The organism is Paenibacillus sp. 11B (genome assembly GCF_030487755.1).
GTDB classification, from domain to species: domain Bacteria; phylum Bacillota; class Bacilli; order Paenibacillales; family Paenibacillaceae; genus Paenibacillus; species Paenibacillus vandeheii.
The window spans coordinates 1,085,256-1,106,252 of the sequence record NZ_JAUKNS010000001.1 but is presented as its reverse complement, the minus strand read 5'-3'; the positions used below and the strand labels follow the sequence as shown (position 1 = coordinate 1,106,252).

Here is a 20,997-nt window from a genome sequence, read left to right as displayed (position 1 = left end):
TAGTCTTAAGAAAAGTAAGACTATATTTCTACATGATTTTCTTCAGCATGTACATTTGGGTTTTGATTATCTGTGTAGGGATCATCAACAAGTTGCACTTGATTTTGTAACTCTTCAAATTCTAGTGCCGAGTTAATCTCGACTTGACGAGTGATTTTCTCCCGAAGTTTTTGCTCAAATTCAAAAGCATTATTAACTTCATTCTTGGCCTCGGTAATCTGAACCTCTAAATCATACAACCTCTGCTTAATTGAGTGGAGGTTCTTCGGGATTTTCTCAATTAGATTTTCTAACCTTGTAATATTGCCAGTTCCTGATTCACTTAAATCAAATGTATAAATTTCACTTCCTGTAACCTGAATACAAATATTATTAAAAGTAGAATGTTCAATATATAGTTTGAATCCGCGATATCGACCTATCTGAATTGCTTCCCCTGTGTTAACCTCATTTACCTTCGAAAGAAGAAGGAACAACTCTCCAGCAGATTGTTTTTCACTATATATCTCCTCTCCAAGTTCAATTGAAAATTCTGTTCCTCGCGTTTGTTCTGCCAATTCTACATCAGCCTGTAGTCGTTTAATACGTTGTTCGCAAGCCTCGATCTCTCGAGGATAGTGCAGCTCAATTTGTCGTTCCATTATCAAACGCTCATTGTTCCAATTTGCCTTAAGCAACTTCAGCCGTATCACCTCATTATCCACATGCATTTTCTCTGCTAGAAGCGGATTAGCTGTAGCAATCGCCTTTACCTCAGCAGCAGACAACACTGTTTCATCTGCATCTTCACAGGAGCGTGAAATACTTTTACCGGTCATGACTTGTGAAATATAACGGAGTTTCTGCTCTTGAATTTGCCAGAGGTAGCTATCAAATGTACCTTTGGTTACATAGCGGAAGATCTGAACCGTTTGATTTTTATTACCTTGCCGAAGGATTCGTCCATCACGCTGAGTAATGTCTGCTGGTCTCCAGGGACAATCAAGATGATGGGCTGCAACAAGCTGATCCTGAACATTTGTGCCAGTTCCCATCTTCTGTGTCGAACCGAGCAAGATACGTACTTCACCGCGGCGAACCTGTTCAAATAACTCCTCGCGTTGTATATCCGTTTTAGCATCATGGATAAATGCAATCTCATGTTCAGGAATTCCTTTATTGATTAGTTGTGTTTTGGTTTCATCGTAGACATTAAAGTATCCTGGCTTAGGTGTGCCGCTATCAGAGAAAATGACTTGAGTAAGACGAGCAGATCTGGATTGTTCCCAAATATCAAAAACGTTGCGGATACATCGACTCAACTTGGAATCAGATTCAACCGGAGCTTCAGGGTTCACCAGACGGGGATCAATGGACATGAGCTTGGCTTCATTCGTTAATTTCAGCATATTGTCTTCGGTAGCCAGTACATCATTGTTACGGATTTTCTCAGCACGTTCGACAAAGCTGTCCATCATCAATTTTTGGAAGGGAGAACATTCAATGACGACAATCTCCGGCTTCCCGTCTTTCAATTCGGGAACCGGAAGCTTGAGCATTTCGGCGGTTTGAATATCGGCAACGGTGCGAAATATGTTCATGAGTTCCGGGAGATTATGAAATTTGGCGAACCGGGACTTCATGCGATACCCACTGCCTTCAGGTGTCATCTCGAGCGAGGAGACAACTTCTCCAAAGGTGGCAGCCCAATTATCGAAAAAGTCTAACCCGAGTCGCTTTAAAACCATTGGCTGCAAATAACGCTGCATTACGTACATCTCAGACATGCTATTGCTGATCGGTGTCCCCGTTGCGAACACCACACCTCTGCCTTGATTCATCTCCTGGATATATTGACATTTTAAGAGCATATCCATAGCACGCTGACTACTTGTTTTACCTATGCCGGCGACATTGCGCATTTTAGTAAAAGTAAAACAGTTTTTGTAAGCATGCGCTTCATCGACAAACAACATATCAACTCCTAGCTGTTCAAAGTAGAGCAAGTTGTCTTTTTTATCCTCATTGACCAAACGCTCCAATCGATGCTTAAGCTGATTCTGAAAAATGACCATCTGTTTAATCGTCCAATTGTCGCCTTTTTCCCGTTTGACCTGATCAATCATCTGGGTAACTCCATTGATCTCATTTTGCAGTAATTGTTCCTGACGTTCATGAGATATAGGGATTTTTTCAAACTGGCTGTGACCGATGATAATTGCGTCATAATCGCCCATGGCAATTTTAGAGACAAAGCGGTTTCGGTTCTGCATGCTGAAATCCTTCTTTGTGGTCACCAGGATGTTAGCAGAAGGAAAGAAGCGCATAAACTCATTAGCCCATTGTTCGGTTAAATGATTGGGAACACAATATAGTGGCTTTTGAATGGCTCCGAGATGCTTCAAATACATGCCTGCAGCAATCATTGCCGCGGTCTTACCGGCTCCCACTTCATGAGCCATAAGGGCGGTTCCAGAGTAAATGATTCTAGCTGCAACGTCTTGCTGGTGTTGCCGAAGCTCCACTTCTTCACTCATACCCTGAAACACAAGATGACTACCATCATACGAACGTGGACGGAGAGTATTAAACTTCTCATTATAGATACCCAGTAATATATCTGCCCGATCTTTGTCCTTGAAAAGCCAGGATGAAAAGGCCTCCTTAATTTGCTGCTGCTTGGCGCGGGCAATCATCGTTTCCTTGGCGTTCACCACATATTTGATTTGTTCATTTCCATTCTGGTCGAAGTAGGTTACCGGATCACGAATAGTAATACTCTGCAGGTTCAAACTGCCTTCATAAATGTCGTATGCATTTACCCGTGATGTACCAAGAGTGCGGTTTACTTTTATTGATTCCCGTTCCAATAATTTACCGGAGACGCGCCAAGAGTTCGCATATTCCATATACTCAACATTGATATTTCCAGCAGATTGATGATATCCCGCCGTTCCGAATGTCTCATACATGAAATCACGGTAATACTTGATTGGAATCCATGGACTGCCAATCCGGAAATCAATATCGCCCGGTAATAGTGGAGCAGGCTGCACGGCACTCAGGGCGGTTACATTACGCTCAAACACCTCGGGATATTCCGATGTTTTCAGCTTGGCATAGGCTAATTTGTCTTTTACATTTCCGGATAAGTATTCTTCATCCAGTTCCCAGCCTTCGTTTTGATTGCCAACATATTTCTGAGGATTAAGGAACAGCCGATCTCCAAGTTCATCTAAGATCTCTTCTGTTGATTTGCCATATAGTCTCGACATATAGGGTAGATCTACTTTGAGCTTCTGATTCAGGCAGATTTGAAGAGCTTGTAAAGCTGAATCAGCATGTGCCGGCATGCGGTTCGGACGAATCGTGGGCTTAGTGAACACCTGAGCTTTTACCCATTTCTTCTCGGGTGTCATATCCTCAATGGAGCGTAGTAGGGGGAGCTGATCATCATCTGAAAAAGCGGCAGTATTGGCTCGATCATTAATGGGCCCGTGTCTATTGACAAATTGATCGTAGACCTCATTTAGTCGCTGCTGTCCCTGTTGGAGTTCAGAGATGTCATAACCATCTTCTCGGGATTGAATGTCGATCACCGTTTTAAGGGCATTTCGTATGTCACATAACCCTTTGATACGTTCGGCTTTTTTGCCCTTGATATCTTGTGGAAGCAAATATCCATTTTCGCAGAAATAGATCTGATTGTCCTTGATCACGTAAGTGAAATTTTTGATTCCTGCATCGGCTGGTTGCGCCTTTTCCTGTCCATCCTCCAAGTCCTCAATTTGAATGTCATCGGATAATACTGGAAATTGAGCTTTTAGAGAATGAAGGGCGATACTTAAGTCGGCATAAAGATCCTGCTCAGGTTTAGGAAAGCAGGAGGTAGTTCGTTCTGAACCATACATGCTGCGATCCCAGTTCATATCTCCGAGCACCATTTCGGGATGCTGAACAAAATAAGTATTAATCGGAATGCCGTCGGATGTACGCGAGACCGAAATCCATTCTGGGAATTGTTCAGGGTCAAGCTGCTGGGGCTGATCTAGTTTCTGGAAGAATACCATGTCGGTAGTTACTTCAGTAGCGGCAACTGCTTTGAAGGCAGTGTTTGGTAAGCGAATAGCACCAATGAGATTAGCTTGTTCTGCTAACTCTTTTCGGATCGAAGAGTCTTGTTTATCGAGTGTACCTTTACTGGTGATAAAGGCTATGATCCCGCCCGGCTTCACCAATTCCATAGATTTTATAAAAAAGTAATCATGGATCAAATAGCTCTCTTTAAAGCGATGATCGAAAACTTGAATGTTATTGAAAGGGATATTACCGATAACGGCGTCAAAACTGCTTGGGCCAAAATTTGTTGTCTCAAAACCTTGAACATAGATTTGAGCGGAGGGATATAATTGCTTGGCCATCCTACCAGTGATTCCATCTAGCTCTACTCCATATAGTTCAGCTTGCTGTAAAGCATCTGGAATAACAGAGAAGAAGTTTCCGGTACCCATAGCAGGATCAAGGATTTTACGGTGTTCTCCGGCATTCAGGCCAAAGCGCTCGAGTGCTTGATAGATGTAACGAATTAACTCCGGCTCTGTGTAGTAGGCCGTAATTGTGGAGTTCAGCGCTTCAGCATATTCTCTCTCATCCAGCAAATGTTTTAACTCCGCAGTTTCATGTTCCCAATCCTTTGCCTTCTCATTAAAGGCATTTGCTAATCCGCCCCAGCCAACATAACCAGCTAAAATCTTTTGCTCATCAGGTGAGGCAACACGATGTTCAGATTCAAGTTTTTTTAGAAGACGGATTGCTTCAACATTACGTTTATATTTGCTTTTAGCACCGGCAGGGTACAGGGATATTTCCGGATTATAGTGAAAGTTCTGAGGTGTGAAAACAGGCCGTACAAGAGGTTCTTGAGTTACAGAAGGAGTACGTTCAGTCTCTTCTTGGGACTGAGGAGAAAAGGAGTCCTGATTCTCGGCTGATTCAATTTCTATAGGTTCAAATTGTATAGCGTCTCCAAGAGAATCGGCCTGATTATTAGTGTCTTCCACATGCTGAACGTAATCAAATAATGTCCATTCCTCTTCTTGCGGAGGGAAGGCAGGTAGGTTATCGTCATAGCTTCCATTTTGAATGAGCTGCAGGAGAATAGTAGCTATCGTTCTCCAGTTGATAAGGACCTCATGGGCACCTGCACTGTCAGACCATAGTAGTTCAATTCCTTTTCCAGAGTGAGTATATCCGGTCAAGCCATTGCCAAAATCGCCTCTGGCTCCACCAGTTCCGTATCGATTTTTAAGCATCGGAATGAGGTCAGGAGCCTTTATAACTGAGTGTTTGACTACGTAAGAATAGATGACTTGTTTTCCTTGCATCGAACCCATACCACTGCGGAGCAAGTACTCTAACATTTCTTGTTCCGACAAAATGATTGCTTCAGATTTTTCAGGCAATAAAAAAGAACCGCTAGTTTGCGGTTCTAAGGACAATGTATTGGAAGGGGGGATTATCTGGGTCTCAAGACGATTTCGTTCAGTACCAGCTCCTCTGCGGTTGATTTGATCTGGTTCAAGTGTCGTGTCCGTTCCAGAGTATCTTCGGTCTGAGGTAGCGGTTGTAGTCGGAGTAACTGGTCCGTCAGCTGTTGCATTCTCTCGTTCGCTTCTTGGTCGATTTGATGCATTTTCTCCATCAGATTGCCCTGCATCTTCAGGCTCATTAATCGATGGGGATGATGATTCCTGAGATAGTTCAAGCTCATCCTTCCGTATTTGCCTAATGGCAGTTGGTCGGTCTCCAGTTGACTGGAGATCTGCATCAGAGGATAGAGTAGTCCGTCTGTCTGTTGACTGTAGTTGAGATTCAAGTTCTCTTTGTTCATAGTTAACCATCCTTTCTTGTTCCATCAATTTGACATGCCTGCCGATGTCGAGCAAAATCTCTTTGGAAATCTCAGTTAGGATGCCGCCCAGTCGAGACATTAGCGGTATAATGTTCCAATCGCTTATAGTATCAAACACTGAAGATACATCTGGCTCTGGAAGCCTGCACCGAGAATGAATGAAGTAGATACTGCTGGCGGCAATTAGTTCTTCCATTTGTTCTTGCACACCGGAAAATGGGAATGTGGCAAACGGATGATTCACCATGTCCAGCTCAATATCCTGAAATAAGTAAAAAGATGATAAATGCTGATTAACCATCTGTATAATACATAACCCGAGATCATTAGTTTCATTGGAGGATAGCCGGTTAGCGAGTTCAGCTAAGTCTAATCCTTGTAAGCTCCAGGATTGAGGAGGGACCCTCCCGTGAGTCTGTGAGACATCAAATAAATAGTCTATATGAGGCCTATTCTCCTGGAAGTTACTGACGCCAATGGCTTTTTCGCCTCGATTAATGTACCGTCCTAGTTTGTTCCAAAGAGGAAGGGAGGCCAACATGGTAGCCTCCGGATTCTGCATGTATATGAGAAGAGCATTATCAAAAGAGTACTTATAAATTCCAGAAGCAAATTTTAAATAATCCATCCAGTCTTGTGGTGACTGTGAGATTTGTGATACAGCCGACTGATAGATGGCTCTTAGTGTTGTAACATGGGCCATGATGGTTATCCTCCCTTCCTGTGGATCGTATAACTTTTATTGTTCCAGCTCATCATATATATCTTTGTCTGGCGCAACGGGAAGCCAATCTCGTTTGATATCCACGGCATAGGATGGATATCGAAGTTTGATCCCTTCAAAGAAATATGGCATGAGTCCATTATCGAACAGAAAATAGGGGCTAAAAGAGTGGGCCTCTTCTTCATGTTCTCCCGTATAGCCCGAATAGAGGTTAAATGCGAGACGGGAAAGACGGACCGTTGTTCCTGTCTGCCAGCCGTTGTTTAAGCCCTCTAGCCTAATGCTGTCTTCTCTGAAATCATAAAGATCATTAATGTGACGGCGAGTATCTTCTGTAAGGCCTAACAGATAAAACAGAGCGGATCGGTAAGGATCGTGTTGACGCTCAGCGCGAATGACATTACCTTCATAAAACTGTTCATGGGCCAAATCTTTGAATATCATTGAATTTCCTCCTCTTCAATTAAGGGGTGTTGTTCAGGCTCTGACTGGAGTGAAAAATATAGGGTTAAAGCTTTATCGATGATTTCCTCAACTTCTGCGGCTTTACTCTCAGGAGGAAAATATTTGGAATATACTTTATGCTTTAGCTTGAATGGAGCAGGAACCTTATTTTTTGGCTTCCGGCTAGTCTCACCGGAAAGGATTGCTAATGCGGCTTGCTCAGTAAAATTGCGGTTTTCTGACTTTGCTCGAAGGAGCTCGGATTTTTTCATATCTACTTTGTAGCCCTGTCCATGTATTAATGATTCCACCATTTGTTGTTCTTCCGGTTTCAGATAAGAGAGATCGACGGCCGGGCGAAGTTTGATTTCGCCTAGATCGACTCTTTCCATGAGTTCAGGTAGAAGGTGATTCAAGCGCAAATATCGTTTGATATTGGTTACACTCATATCGTTCTTCTCAGAAACTTCATCCACACTTTTTCCTGGGTGTCCCAGTGGGGCACCTTCGCTATTTTCGTAGTCGTTACTGGTAAATTGAGCATTTTCAATCTCGCTCATTTTACTCTGTTTTTGCTTAGCTTCTTTGCAAGCTTCAAGCTGCATCTTCAGAGCACGAGCAAGTTCACTGGGCAACATGTCCTGAATGGAACGTTGATGGAAATTGGTGTCCACCACGATAATTACAGCTTCTGCTTCCGTCAATTGTTCTTTAACAATGGAAGGGATATAAAGTAACCCAGCAGCTTTAGCAGCATTGACGCGATTATGCCCAGAAAGAATTTCATAGGAATCTTGTTCCATTGGACGAACTATAACAGGAATTAGGACACCGTTCTCCAGGACGCTTTCGATTAGGTCATCCAGTTTTTTGCCCTCATAGAGCTTAAACGGATGTTTATGAAAGGGAATTAGGCTGGAGAGTAGAAGAGAAGTGACTCCTGAATTTTCAGGGGATGTTGTTGTAAGATTTGGCCCTTCAGACAAAAGTAAAAGCTCATCAATGCTTGAAAGTTTAGGCGTAGGTCGCTTATTGCTCACCTTGCATCAGCTCCTTCGCTAAACTGCAATAAGCTGTAGCTACCTTCGACTTAGGATTAAATTCAATAATACTTTGACTATAGAAATTCGCCTCTCCGACTTTGACTGAGAGAGGGATTTGAACATCAAAGATGCGGACGGTTTCCTGGTAATAAGCTTTTACTAACCGAAAGGCTTCTTTATATAAATTGGTTCGGGTATCACACATGGTCATTAAAATCCCCGCAATGCTAATCTGCGGATTGATCCGTTTCTTTACCTTGATGATAATTTTCAATAGCTGAGTTAGGCCTGTTGCCGACCACAATTGAGGGTTTACCGGAATTAACACACTGTCACTGGCCGCAAGGGCGTTTATCGTTAGTAGACCAAGAGAGGGATTTGTGTCTATAATGATATAGTCGTATCTTTGTTTCATTGATTCCAGCAATGTGGTGAGAGTCTTTTCACCACCCATTTCATCTCTTAAATTAATCTCAGCAACAGATAGTTCTATGTTGCTTGGGATGAGGTCTATATTGCCTTGATTATGAATGTATTCTTCAGGAGCCGGCAGGGGTTCGTCACTCATGAGGGCATTCATAATATTGAACATTGAAAACTTAAGCTGGTCTGGATTCTCGATTCCAAAGCACATGCTTAGATTGCCTTGCGGGTCGAAATCAACCAGCAGCACTTTTTTATCTTCATGGGACAAGGCGCACGCCAGATTGTAGGCGGTGGTTGTCTTGCCTGTACCACCTTTCTGATTGGCAATGGTGATAACGGTTGTTTGTGTCATTGTAAAAACCTCCCCGGAGGTTTGCTCCGAACATATTGTCAATGGTAGGGAGCGGGCTGGTTCTCTCATTTTTCTCTCCGAGTTCTCTCGCAGTTCTCTCCAAAGGCTAAATTTGCTCTTTCTGTTGCTTGCTGCCGGAAACCCTTGCGGCTCTAAGGAAAACACGAAAAACCGTAAAATTCCTTGATTCTACAAGGTTTTTTGCGGATTGTAGGATCCCATATATTCCACTGCAGGGTGTAAAAGTCCAAATGACTTCTGGGACTTAAAATCCTGCGGTAGGTGACTACCGTACCGGTTCGATCCCGGTCCTCGGCATACTAAGAAAAGATCGCATGACGCTTGTTAAACAAGTTGTTCATGCGATCTTTTTTTGTTTGAAAATTTTATGATTCTCTGCCGTACCATTCAGGTTCATAAACACTAAAAAATGATAATACATATCAAATGACGCCTGTGGGGCTGCCCATTATGAATTACCAGGATCGATGGTGTATAATATCCATAGACATAAATTACCTTTATCTCTGAACTTGAAGAACTCAAGGTTGCATATCAAAATAAACAATTTTATGGACGGAGGACTCGACCCATGTTGAAACAGCTTAAGCCCTATAAGGTGCTGCAGGAACGCAGAATCGAAGAGTTGAAATCAGATGCGTATCTCCTGGAACATCAGAAATCCGGTGCCAAAATTGTACTCTTATCTAATCAGGATGATAATAAAGTGTTCAGTATCGGTTTCCGTACTCCTCCGGAAGACAATACAGGTGTAGCTCACATTCTGGAACATTCCGTGCTTTGTGGCTCGAAGAAATTCCCGGCCAAGGATTCCTTTGTTGAATTGCTAAAGGGTTCACTCAATACATTTCTGAATGCGATGACCTATCCCGATAAAACGATCTATCCGATTGCAAGCCGGAATGATCATGATTTCCATAACCTGATGGATATTTATCTGGATGCGGTACTGCACACCAATATTTATAATAATGAAAAAATATTTCTGCAGGAGGGTTGGAATTACAACCTGACCTCAGCTGAAGATGAGTTAACCTATAACGGTGTTGTATATAACGAGATGAAGGGCGCATTTTCTTCACCGGAACGGATTGTACGCAGAGAGGTTCTGAATTCACTTTTCCCGGATACCACGTATTCCTGTGAATCAGGCGGATTTCCCGATGCCATTCCCGATCTGACCTATCAAGGATTGCTGGATTTCCACTCCAGATATTATCATCCGTCCAACAGCTTCATTTATTTGTACGGGGATATGGATATGGAAGAGAAGCTGCAGTGGCTGGATGAGAACTATCTGAGCGAATATGATCGAATCGAGATTGATTCTGCCATTCAGCTCCAGCCTGCATTCGGAGAAAGAGTGGATGCCGTCAAGACATACTCTGCCGGAAGTACCGAATCGGAAGTGGATAACAGCTTCTTGACCTATAATGCGGTCATTGGAACAAGTCTGGACAAGGAATTGAATATCTCTTTTCAGATTTTGCTGTACGCACTGCTTAACGCTCCGGGAGCGGTTCTGAAGCAAGCCTTGCTGGATAAGGGCATTGCGAAGGATGTATATGGCACGTATGATGACAGCCTGTATCAGCCCGTGTTCACCGTTGGATTGAAGAAGAGCAATCTGGCGAGTAAAGAAGATTTTCTGGGAACTGTAAAAGAGGTGCTGGAGCGTGTTGTGAAGGAAGGCTTCGATCCAAAAGCGCTGCTCGCAGGCATTAATTCCTATGAGTTCAATCACCGGGAAGCGGATTATGGAAGAATGCCCAAAGGATTAATCTACGGTTTCTCCTCATTGCAAAGCTGGCTGTATGATGTCGAAGCTCCATTTACACATTTGGAAGCGAATGACGTATTTGCCGAGCTGAGAACGAAGATGAACGAGGGTTATTTTGAGAAGTTGATTGAGAAGTATTTACTGCAAAATACGCATACTTCTTTTGTCGCTGTCACGCCGGATAAAGGGTTGAACGCCCGTAAAGAGGAAGCGCTGAAAGCACATCTGAAATCGGTTCAGGCAGGATTGAGTCCGGAAGAAATTCAGCAGCTCATTGAGAGAACCGAGGCTCTCGCCGAGTACCAGAATGCACCTTCAACCAAAGAGCAACAGCAGGTGATTCCGACGTTGTCGATAGAGGATATTGAACCGAAAGCTTCCACCCTGTACCAGACGGTAAATCAGGTTGAAGGTACAACTGTTCTGCATCACAACATCTATACCAATGGGATCGGTTATCTCCGACTGTTGTTTGATATTAAAGAAGTCCCACGGCGTTTGCTGCCCTATGTTGGATTGTTGAAAAGTGTGCTGGGTTACGTCGACACTCAAAATTACTCGTTTAATGAATTGTCGAATGAAATTCACATTCATTCCGGGGGCATTCATAGTGGCATTGGTACGTATGCAAACGCGCATAATCACCATGATTTCAAGGCTACCTATGAATTCAACGCCAAAGTGCTGTATGACAAGCTTGGATTTGCTTTTGACATGATCAAAGAAATTGTGTTTACATCCAAATTCGATGATTCGAAGCGTTTATACGAAATTATCGCCCAATTGAAGGGCAACCTGCAGCGCAATCTGATCAGCGGAGGGCATTCAGCGGGAATTGGCCGCTCTACCTCTAAACACTCGGCTGTTGCCAACTTCAGGGAAGCGGTTAGTGGCATCGCCTTTTACCAGTGGCTGGAGGATCTTCAGGCGAACTTTGAGGCAAGAAAAAAAGAGCTGTCGACCAGCCTTCAATCGCTGACAGGCTTTATTTTCAGACCGGAAAACTTGATGGTGAGTTACACTGCGGATGATCAGGGATATGCGGGCCTGGAGGAACAGGTGTCTGATTTAAAAGCGAAGCTGTTCACACAAGATGTTGCGAAGGAAAAAGCAGCATTTACACCTGTGCAGCACAAAGAAGGATTCAGATCACCATCTGAAGTCCAATATGTCGTTCAAACAGGCAATTTTATCGATAAAGGGTATGCATACACTGGCTCGCTTCGTGTCTTGCAGGGGATTCTATCGCTGGATTACTTGTGGAACAATATCAGGGCCAAAGGCGGAGCATATGGCTGCATGTCAGGCTTTAGACGTAATGGAGACAGCTATGTAGCATCGTATCGCGACCCGAATCTCGAAAAAACATATAAGATTTATGAAGAGATGCCGCAATACTTGAAGGATTTCAAAGCAGATACGCGGGAAATGACGAGATATATCATTGGTGCCATCCAGGATCTCGATACGCCGAGAACACCTCATGGCGAAGGGTCATTCTCCCTGGAGTGTTATCTGTCCAATGTTACCGAGGCCGATCTCCAGAAAGAACGGGATGAAGTGCTGAGCACAACGGAAAGTGATATTATCGATTTTGCTGAATTGATATCCTCCATATTGGAACAGCAGCAACGCTGTGTTATCGGTAATGAAAATAAAATTGAGGACCAAAAGCAATTATTTGACGAAACGCTTGATCTGATCAAGAACTAATGCGTGAATTGAAGGCTGCAACAAGGTTGAAGGCTTGAAAGGAATGCACAAACATATGATCCAAAGGGCGCTTTTATGAGCTGTAATAGCTTATAACTGCCGCCCTTTTCTTGTTGCAGGGGGGGGGACTCAAATGCAATCTGATCAAGTTTATGTTGAAGATTAAGTGACGGCGAGCATATTATAGATCTTTAACGTACGTAGGTCTTCTTTGGAAATTTTCAGCTCATTATATAACTCCTGATTCTCAGGCAAGGGTGTTCGAGAGAATAACATTTTCAAGGCGATGGGCATAAAGGGACGGAAGGAGACACCGGCCATCAATCCCCACTTTTTCTCGGATTCCTGAAAAGACGCCAGAATGTTAATGTACAGCTTTTCCAGCGGTGTGGCCTGATTTTTCAAAATCAGCGTGGTGAGTGTGTCGTAATGCTCGGTGTGACCCCAATACATATTTTCGCATTCCTGATAATTCTCAAAGTTCTTCACATTCATATACATTACGGTTCGATAACAATTGGCATCTGACTGTGCCATCATGTCAATGACACAACGGATGAGGCTATTGTTGCGCCCGTCATAAAAATACGAATAAAATCTGGTGGAGTTTTTGAAAAAGCTGGACGGTACCGTATTCATCAGGGGAGAGGCTTGTTTAGGCTCAATATACAGCAGCTGCTCCACTTGGATATTCAATGAATCAGCAATTTGATGCAGCGTGACCACATCAAGCGTAATATCGCCGCTCTCATATTTGGACAGGGTAGCTTTGCTTTTGTGAATCTGATCCGCCAGCTGTTGGACCGTCAACCCTTTCCATTTGCGAAAATTACGGATTTTCTTGCCCACTTCTTTGTTGATGGTGTTCATATTCGGATCTCCTTCTGCTAAGTTTCTTAAGAATATGAGAAAAGGTGAAACCCGTTGGGAAAATCAATCTCTACGAAGAATATAACACTTTTATCATGAAAAAACCTATTGTGAAGAAACATTAAGAACTATTTGTTTCTTGTGAATAGATTCTATTACGTTTGATGTAGCTTCCGTGCCATGAAATAATACATCTAACAGAAACCCATTCCAGGATGGATAACAGAGAGAAAGAGGCGCAGAAGACTATGAAGTATGATTTTGATGAGATAATTGATCGCACAGGAACTAATGCCATGAATACGGATGGTTTCCGTCAATATATTTTTAACGCAACAGAAGATATGAAATTCCCTTTCAAGGATGAAGAATTTATACGGATGTGGATCGCAGATATGGAGTTTGCCACACCTCCCGAAATACGGGAAGCAGTCAAGGAGCGCCTGGACCGAAAAATTATGGGATACTCCCAGGTGTTCGATCCCGCATACTACGAAGCTGTCTCCAGCTGGATGACCAGATACTACGACTGGTCTTTTCCCAAAGAGCATCTGGAGACATCCCATGGGATCATTCCTGCTTTATATGAATTAGTTGAATATATTTGCAAACCGAATGAGAAGGTACTGATTGTGACGCCTTCTTATGGTTTTTTCAAATCGGCTGCGGAGCATAATCATCTTGAACTGGTTTGCTCAGATTTGATCAACGAGCAGGGGCATTACGCGATAGACTTTGCAGATTTTGAAGCCAAAGCCAGCGATGAACAAGTCACATTGTGTATTTTCTGTAATCCGCATAATCCGTCCGGACGGGTATGGACAACAGAAGAGTTACAACGTGTGGGCGATATCTGTCTCAAGCATAACGTGTGGGTGATCTCGGATGAAATTCACTGTGATTTGCTGCGTACAGGAAGGAAGCATACGCCGCTTGCCAAGCTGTTCCCGGATGCGGATCGAATCGTTACCTGTATGTCACCAAGCAAAACATTCAATATGGCTGGTCTGATGTTCTCCAACGTGATTATTGCAAATGAAGGACTCCGAACGATCTGGCAAACCCGGCATTATGGATTCAAAAATCCGCTTAGCATTGCTGCGACTCAAGCTGCTTACGAACATGGCGATGAATGGCTGAAGCAGTTAAAAACATATCTCGACGACAATTTTGCCTTTGTGGATCAATATGTGAAACGTGATCTGCCGCAGGCTGTCTTTCATATTCCGGAAGCTACGTATCTGGCATGGATTGATATTAGTGCATACGTCCCCAAAGATGTAAACCTGCCTTTATTTTTCGCTGAACAAGCGGGGGTATTACTCGAAGATGGTCATATGTTTGTTGCTAATGGAGGTGGGTGTATCCGCCTAAATTTGGCTTGCCCACGTTCGGTTCTTGAAGAGGGGCTCAGAAGAATAAGCGCTGTATTGGTCAATAAAAGTAAGAGCGAAGCCGTTCAGGTCTGATTTTAGTTATCTATGGACCAGGCGCTGGGTTACTTTTACTCTGAAGTACAAATTCAAAGCGTGCGGATGTTACAGGCAACCCTAACCTTGATGTACACTTCTGGTCTGCCGTCCCCGGTTATGTTAAAATGGTGGATAGTCTCTGAGTCGTAGGATACGGCTCTCGCAGGTGGCAGTTCGTTATGTGGACTGCACGGATATGTATTTATGAGGGAAAGGAGCCTTTACATATGTTTGGAAATGATTGGGACACTGTGCTTCAGGAAGAGACTGAAGCCGAGTATTTCAACAACATTCGTTATGCACTCGCCGCCGAGTATAAAACACAGACCATCTTTCCACCCAAGGAAGATTTGTTCTCGGCTCTAAAACTGACCCCGTATCATAAGGTCAAGGCTGTTATTATCGGTCAGGACCCTTATCACGGAGCGGGCCAGGCTCAAGGATTAAGTTTTTCGGTCAGACCGGGGGTACGGATTCCTCCTTCTTTGAAAAATATATATAAGGAGCTCCACGCGGATCTGGGCCTGCCGATTCCGAAGCACGGATCGCTGGTTCATTGGGCAGAGCAGGGTGTGCTGTTGCTTAATGCTGTTCTGACGGTACGGGAAGGGCAGCCGAACTCCCATCAGGGACTGGGTTGGCAGACGTTTACGGACGCTGTCATCCGGGCATTGAATGAACGCTCAGAACCGATGGTATTTATGCTGTGGGGCAGTCATGCTCAGAAGAAAGGGGCATTCATTAACCGAGATAAGCATCTGGTGTTGGAGTCTACACATCCAAGTCCGCTGGCAGCGCATCGTGGCTTCCTGGGCAGTCGTCCTTTTTCCAAAGCCAATGAATTCTTGACCTCCAAAGGTATTGAACCGATTGATTGGACGATACCGGAAAACTAGACAAACGGGGGGTGAAGGCATTGCGACATTGGGTAGGACGGAAAGTAGCCGTATATCGTGCAACCGGCATACGAGAGCCACTGAAGGGAACGCTGGTCGAGTGGGATGAAGAAGCGGATTGTGTACGAATCGGACCGAAACGGATTAAGGTATCGTTCGACAATATCGCAATGATCCGGCCTCTGCCTGAAGAGAGCCTTCCCTTGAAAAAAGCGCGTTCCGAGGTGCATAAGGTTGGATATGTGATAAAAAAGGCCGTACAGTTTGAAAATGCCATCTATTTCAAATCACAGGTTATGATTTGGCGTCGGGCCAAAATTGTAGTATTATCCACAACGATTATACGCCATGATGATGATCAGGTTGAGCTTGCAGACGGCCGGATTCTTCGCAAGGACAAGCATATGTTTGTGGTGCGCTCACGACGTGGAATACGATAAGTCACTCATATTTAATATTCATTTCATGCAAAGATCATATGGATTTAATGTTCGGCCTTTATAGTAACAGTATAACAACCCCTTCTAAATGATGTGTATGAATTATGGGAGCCCGGCCGGCTGCAAACGGTCGGGTTTTTTTTTATTCACTTGTGTATGAGGGGTGATGTAACATAGTATTTACATTTATGTTATACACTAATGAAATAGTTAATGAGAAGGAGTGAAACCCATTGAAACGTATATGTGTTTTTGCAGGCTCCAATCCGGGAAATCACCCCGATTACACACAGCAGGCTATTAAATTGGGTAAACAGATCGCGGATAACGGGTACGCACTCGTCTATGGCGGTTCTTGTATGGGACTAATGGGTGCAGTTGCCGATGCTGCTCTGGAACAGGGTGGAGAAGTGATTGGCGTCATGCCAACTGGCCTGTTCCGGGGAGAGGTCGTACATGGAGGTCTTACACAGCTGATTGAAGTGGGAACGATGCATGAACGCAAGGCGACGATGGCCGAGCTGTCCGACGGATTTGTGGCGCTTCCTGGTGGTATGGGAACATTTGAAGAATTGTTCGAGGTTCTTTGCTGGGCCCAAATTGGCATTCATCGTAAACCCGTGGGTTTGTTAAATGTAAATGGATATTATGAGCCGCTGATGAAAATGGTTGAGCATAGCGTGCAGGAAGGGTTCTCCAATACTTCACATCTCAGTTTATGGAGCCTGGAATCGGACCCGGCTGAACTGCTGAACCGGATGTCATCCTATATTCCGGCCCAGTTGACCCAGAAGTGGTCACAGCTTCAAGATAAATAACTACCCGCTCCAGCGGAAACTTTCCAGGGTGCCCAAGCAAGTTACCTCCCCAAACATAGTCTATAGTGTACTTTCTTAAAAGAGGGGAGTGTCACTCATGAGCGAAATCAAAGGCACAGGATACGGTTGCGGATACGGCGGCTTTGGCGGTGGAGCATGGACATCAACAGGCGCGATTCTGGTGTTGTTCATCCTGCTCGTTATCATCTCTCGTACATTCATTCTGTAATTCGGTCAGCCATTCCGGGACGGTGACTTCATCGTCGGGGCAGCACCCGATGAAGAAATGGCCTTTCCAAAGAGACGCCGGTGGTGCTGGCGTCTCAGGGGAACGGTTTTTTTCTGTCTGCAAAAAAAGAACTCCGCCTCCATGGAAAAGAGAGACAGAGTGGAGCACGAGGAGCTAGACCGTTACCACAGTCTCCCCAGGCAAACTGAGAGTTCTCCAGGCAACGTATAGACCAATTGAAGCTGAAATAAGAAGAAGGATGGCAGCGATAACAGCCAACTGATCCAAACCATGTTGTATGTCAGTAACAGATGATTGATTACTCGTTTTGCCGGGAACAGTCAGCCCTCGAACGGATGCCTTTTTCATATGTTGACGTGGTCCAGGGGGAGTTCGTGTTTTACAGCCGGGTTTGCTGGATCTGCTTTTTGCAGAAATTCTGGGTAATGGAGCTTTTTTGGAGGAAGATTTGGAAGATATCGAGCTCTTCTTCGTTAAGGGTTTCAATGGGCGACCTCCTTACAGCAGAGTGCAGTTGTCTATGACTGATACTATATTATGTCTGCTTTACAGATTGAGTTCACAAAATGAGTGAATCCCCAGCTCTTCAAGCCGATGTCCTATACACGGACGGAGCATACGATTAAACGCTCTGTTAATACAGGTATGACAAACTGCGTATATAGTGAGAATCATAGAGTTCATGTTACACTCAGGAGGCGCTGGAATGAGAAGAATTGAGAATATCGCCCATAGGGGAGCATCTGCCGTATGCCCCGAGAATACGATGGTTGCGTTTGAACGCAGCTTGGAACTTGGAGCGACTGGCATTGAAACGGACGTACAGTTGTCCAGTGATGGTACACTGGTGTTGATCCATGATGAGACGTTAAGCCGCACGACTGGAGCAGAAGGATGGGTTAAGGATAAATCGGTTGAAGAATTGCGTACTCTTGACGCAGGCGCTTGGTTTCATGCTGATTTTGCTGGAGAACGTATTCCATCTTTGGATGAATTATTTGATCTGGTTCGAGGCAAAAACCTTCTACTTAACTTGGAATTGAAAAATGGTATTATAAGTTATAAGGGAATGGAAGAAAAGATCATACAAGCGATTCGGGATTGGGACATGCAGCAGCAAGTCATTCTGTCCAGCTTCAACCATGCCTCATTAGTGAGATGCAAACGTCTTGCCCCGGAGATTCGCACAGCACTTCTATATATGGAAAAGCTCTACCGCCCATATGATTATGCGGCCAGACTCGAAGCCTCTGCACTGCATCCCTACAAGCTGGCTGTAACACGTGAAGAAGTTATTGCTGCGCTGGCTCAGGGAATTGCTACACATCCGTTCACAGTAAATGATCCTGCCGAAATGCAGGAACTGATTGACATGGGCGTGCAAGCGATTATTACCGATGTGCCTGATGTCCTGGCAGCACTGACTGCGGTACAAGCTCGTTAAGAATTACACCAATACAAGTGAAGTTAGTCCAAAATAAAGTGGGAATTGCAGACGAATAACTCGTTTGCAGTTCCTTTTTTTTGCGAGCTACGATGCTTCGTGCAGCCCTTTTTACGTACAAAAATTCATTTATGCAATAAACTTGTCCCATTTGTCCATTGCCAGCGACAGTTCGTTGACATACAATGATCTATGGGAATGAGAATCAATATCATTATCAGTTTTGTATTAATAGAGAGGTGATTGTTATGTACATAGGGTCTGTCTACGCCACTCATAACAAGGGAGGAGACATATGAGCTCGAAAGTTTCATCGGAAAATCAGCCTGCGGAATCACCGACAGCCAAAATACACACTCGTCCCTGGGCTGCCACATTGATCCTGATTGGGGGAATTCTGCTGCTCGCGCTGGGGATGGCGTTGTCCATTTCGTTTGGTGCCGCAGATATCAAGCTGGGCGTTGTATGGCAGGCGATTTTTAACTTCAATCCTGATCTGACTCCGCATCAGATCATATGGGAGATTCGGTTACCGCGTATTCTGGGCGGAGCGATGGTTGGTGCCTGCTTCGCTGTAGCTGGTGCAATTATGCAGGGGATGACCCGTAACCCGCTGGCAGATTCCGGGTTGCTCGGACTGAATGCTGGCGCAGGATTTGCGCTCGCTATCTGCTTTGCCTTTTTCCCGGGCATGCCATATATGTATATCATTCTGTACTCCTTCGTCGGGGCAGGACTTGGGGTATTGCTGGTCTATGGTTTCGGTGCTGCTTCCAAATCCGGTCTTACACCTCTCCGGCTCGTTCTCGCGGGAGCGGCAGTATCTGCCATGTTGTCCGCGCTGAGTGAAGGGATTGCGTTGTATTTCAAAATTGGACAAGACCTCGCATTCTGGACAGCGGGCGGTGTGGCCGGGACGAAGTGGTCCCAGTTGGAAGTCATGTTCCCATGGGTTTTGGCTGCGCTTATTGCAGGGATTATTATCTCTCGTTCCATCACGCTGCTTAGCTTGGGAGAAGACATCGCGGTTGGATTGGGTCAACGTACTGGCCTGATCAAGCTGGTTGGTCTGGTTGTTGTACTGATCCTCGCAGGTACAGCCGTATCCGTGGTTGGTGCGGTTGGTTTTGTAGGACTCATCATTCCCCATCTGACTCGTAAATTGGTTGGGGTCGATTATCGCTGGATTATTCCATGTTCCGCAGTGATGGGCAGTCTGCTGCTTGTGTTCGCGGATCTGGCTGCACGTATGATTAATCCGCCATACGAGACGCCAATTGGCGCCCTGGTTGCCCTGATTGGGGTACCTTTCTTCCTCTATCTGGCGCGTAAAGAAAGGAGGACGCTGTAACGATGGAATCCTCAACTCTGGTTGGAGCGGAACGCAAAAAGAGAACAAAAAGCACCATTGTCATGATTGTGCTTGGTGCGTTGATTATTACAGCTTTTATTATCAGTATGAATACAGGCTTCACTCGGCTTTCACCACTTGAGGTCATGCGTACCCTGTTTGGTGGTGGAACGGCTAAGCAGGAACTGATCCTGTTTGAATTCCGTTTGCCGCGTATCGTCATTTCGGTTTTGGTCGGTGCGGGACTCGCGCTGTCCGGCTGTATTTTGCAGGGAGTGTCCCGAAATCCGCTGGCTGATCCAGGGATTCTCGGCATCAACGCTGGAGCCGGATTGGTTGTTATGCTGTTCGTTTCCTTTTTCCCGACAACGACGGCTGCTCCCGTATTTTTACTGCCGATTCTGGCCCTGATCGGGGCAACCTTTGCTGCCTTCCTGATTTATGTGCTCTCTTACAAAAAGGGAGAAGGTCTCATGCCTACGCGCATGCTGCTTACAGGGATTGGTGTAGCAGCAGGGATTAGCTCTGCCATGATCGTGCTTACTCTTCGGCTTAGCCCGGAGAAGTATCAATTTGTGGCGACCTGGATGGCAGGAAGTATATGGGGTTCGAATTGGAAATTCGTAACGGCGCTGCTGCCGTTTCTCATTGTCCTTGTGCCGCTTGTTCTGTATAAGGCTCGTGTGCTGAACGTACTGAACCTTGGGGATCAAACAGCGAGCGGTCTTGGCGCTCCGGTTGAGCGTGAAAGACTGATCCTGCTCGCTGCTGCCGTGGGACTGGCCGGATCTTGCGTATCCGTCAGTGGCGGAATTGGTTTTGTGGGTCTGATCGGTCCACATCTGGCACGTCGTCTCGTGGGGCCGAAACATCAGTTCCTTTTGCCTGCATCCGCACTGGTCGGTTCATTGCTTGTGCTTGTTGCAGATACGCTCGGGCGTGTCATTCTACAGCCTTCTGAGATTCCAGCAGGGATTCTGGTTGCCATCATTGGAGCCCCATACTTCCTGTATCTCTTGAGCAAAACGAAATAGAAAGCAATCATGGGGGTATGGTTGCTATA

Annotated in this window: 14 protein-coding genes; 9 read left to right on the top strand and 5 right to left on the bottom strand. The window is 44.9% G+C overall.

Annotation, left to right across the window (positions count from 1 at the left end; all coding sequences use genetic code 11):
- Window positions 1–20 precede the first annotated feature (20 nt).
- Genes Q0V21_RS04915 through Q0V21_RS04895 form a run of 4 tightly spaced genes read right to left on the bottom strand, consistent with a single transcriptional unit; the run spans window position 21 to window position 8,879 of the window.
- On the bottom strand, window positions 21–6,593 hold the full coding sequence (locus Q0V21_RS04915; protein WP_483312361.1) for an N-6 DNA methylase: 6,573 nt from the start codon (window positions 6,591–6,593) through the stop codon (window positions 21–23).
- Between the two features lie 36 nt (window positions 6,594–6,629).
- Window positions 6,630–7,058, bottom strand: coding sequence for a DUF6075 family protein (locus tag Q0V21_RS04905; RefSeq protein ID WP_301877805.1), 429 nt, complete (start codon window positions 7,056–7,058; stop codon window positions 6,630–6,632).
- Window positions 7,055–8,098 carry a ParB N-terminal domain-containing protein gene (locus tag Q0V21_RS04900; RefSeq protein ID WP_301877804.1) on the bottom strand — a complete coding sequence of 348 codons (1,044 nt, stop codon included), beginning with the start codon at window positions 8,096–8,098 and terminating at the stop codon, window positions 7,055–7,057. The genes Q0V21_RS04905 and Q0V21_RS04900 overlap by 4 nt, the downstream gene beginning before the upstream one ends.
- Entirely contained in the window at window positions 8,088–8,879 is a 792-nt protein-coding gene (locus Q0V21_RS04895; protein WP_301877803.1) for a ParA family protein, read from the bottom strand. Before Q0V21_RS04895 ends, Q0V21_RS04900 begins: the two co-directional genes overlap by 11 nt.
- 592 nt (window positions 8,880–9,471) lie before the next feature.
- On the opposite strand from Q0V21_RS04895, the gene Q0V21_RS04890 reads away from it, so the two are divergent.
- Complete coding sequence (locus Q0V21_RS04890; RefSeq protein WP_301877802.1) at window positions 9,472–12,393, top strand: insulinase family protein; 2,922 nt, start codon at window positions 9,472–9,474, stop codon at window positions 12,391–12,393.
- 162 nt (window positions 12,394–12,555) lie between these two features.
- Here Q0V21_RS04890 and Q0V21_RS04885 read toward each other — a convergent pair whose 3' ends face one another.
- On the bottom strand, window positions 12,556–13,263 hold the full coding sequence (locus Q0V21_RS04885; protein ID WP_024631195.1) for a helix-turn-helix domain-containing protein: 708 nt from the start codon (window positions 13,261–13,263) through the stop codon (window positions 12,556–12,558).
- A 248-nt stretch (window positions 13,264–13,511) separates the two neighbouring features.
- Here Q0V21_RS04885 and Q0V21_RS04880 point away from each other — a divergent pair, with 248 nt between their 5' ends.
- From Q0V21_RS04880 to Q0V21_RS04845, 8 genes are all read left to right on the top strand, one after another.
- Window positions 13,512–14,732 (top strand): MalY/PatB family protein, encoded by a 1,221-nt coding sequence (locus Q0V21_RS04880; RefSeq protein WP_079349583.1) that lies wholly within the window; start codon window positions 13,512–13,514, stop codon window positions 14,730–14,732.
- Window positions 14,733–14,962: 230 nt separating this feature from the next.
- Window positions 14,963–15,631, top strand: coding sequence for a uracil-DNA glycosylase (gene ung / locus Q0V21_RS04875; protein ID WP_053784508.1), 669 nt, complete (start codon window positions 14,963–14,965; stop codon window positions 15,629–15,631).
- 20 nt (window positions 15,632–15,651) lie between these two features.
- Window positions 15,652–16,071, top strand: coding sequence for a hypothetical protein (locus Q0V21_RS04870; RefSeq protein WP_024631192.1), 420 nt, complete (start codon window positions 15,652–15,654; stop codon window positions 16,069–16,071).
- Between the two features lie 233 nt (window positions 16,072–16,304).
- Window positions 16,305–16,889 (top strand): LOG family protein, encoded by a 585-nt coding sequence (locus Q0V21_RS04865; RefSeq protein ID WP_079349582.1) that lies wholly within the window; start codon window positions 16,305–16,307, stop codon window positions 16,887–16,889.
- A 97-nt stretch (window positions 16,890–16,986) separates the two neighbouring features.
- A complete protein-coding gene (locus tag Q0V21_RS04860; protein ID WP_301243924.1) occupies window positions 16,987–17,118 on the top strand; it encodes a hypothetical protein in 132 nt (43 codons plus the stop codon).
- Window positions 17,119–17,845: 727 nt separating this feature from the next.
- Entirely contained in the window at window positions 17,846–18,583 is a 738-nt protein-coding gene (locus Q0V21_RS04855; RefSeq protein WP_079349580.1) for a glycerophosphodiester phosphodiesterase, read from the top strand.
- Window positions 18,584–18,878: 295 nt separating this feature from the next.
- Window positions 18,879–19,934 (top strand): FecCD family ABC transporter permease, encoded by a 1,056-nt coding sequence (locus Q0V21_RS04850; protein WP_301877799.1) that lies wholly within the window; start codon window positions 18,879–18,881, stop codon window positions 19,932–19,934.
- 2 nt (window positions 19,935–19,936) lie between these two features.
- Window positions 19,937–20,968, top strand: a complete 1,032-nt coding sequence (locus tag Q0V21_RS04845; RefSeq protein ID WP_024631187.1) for a FecCD family ABC transporter permease — start codon at window positions 19,937–19,939, stop codon at window positions 20,966–20,968.
- The last annotated feature ends 29 nt before the right edge of the window (window positions 20,969–20,997 follow it).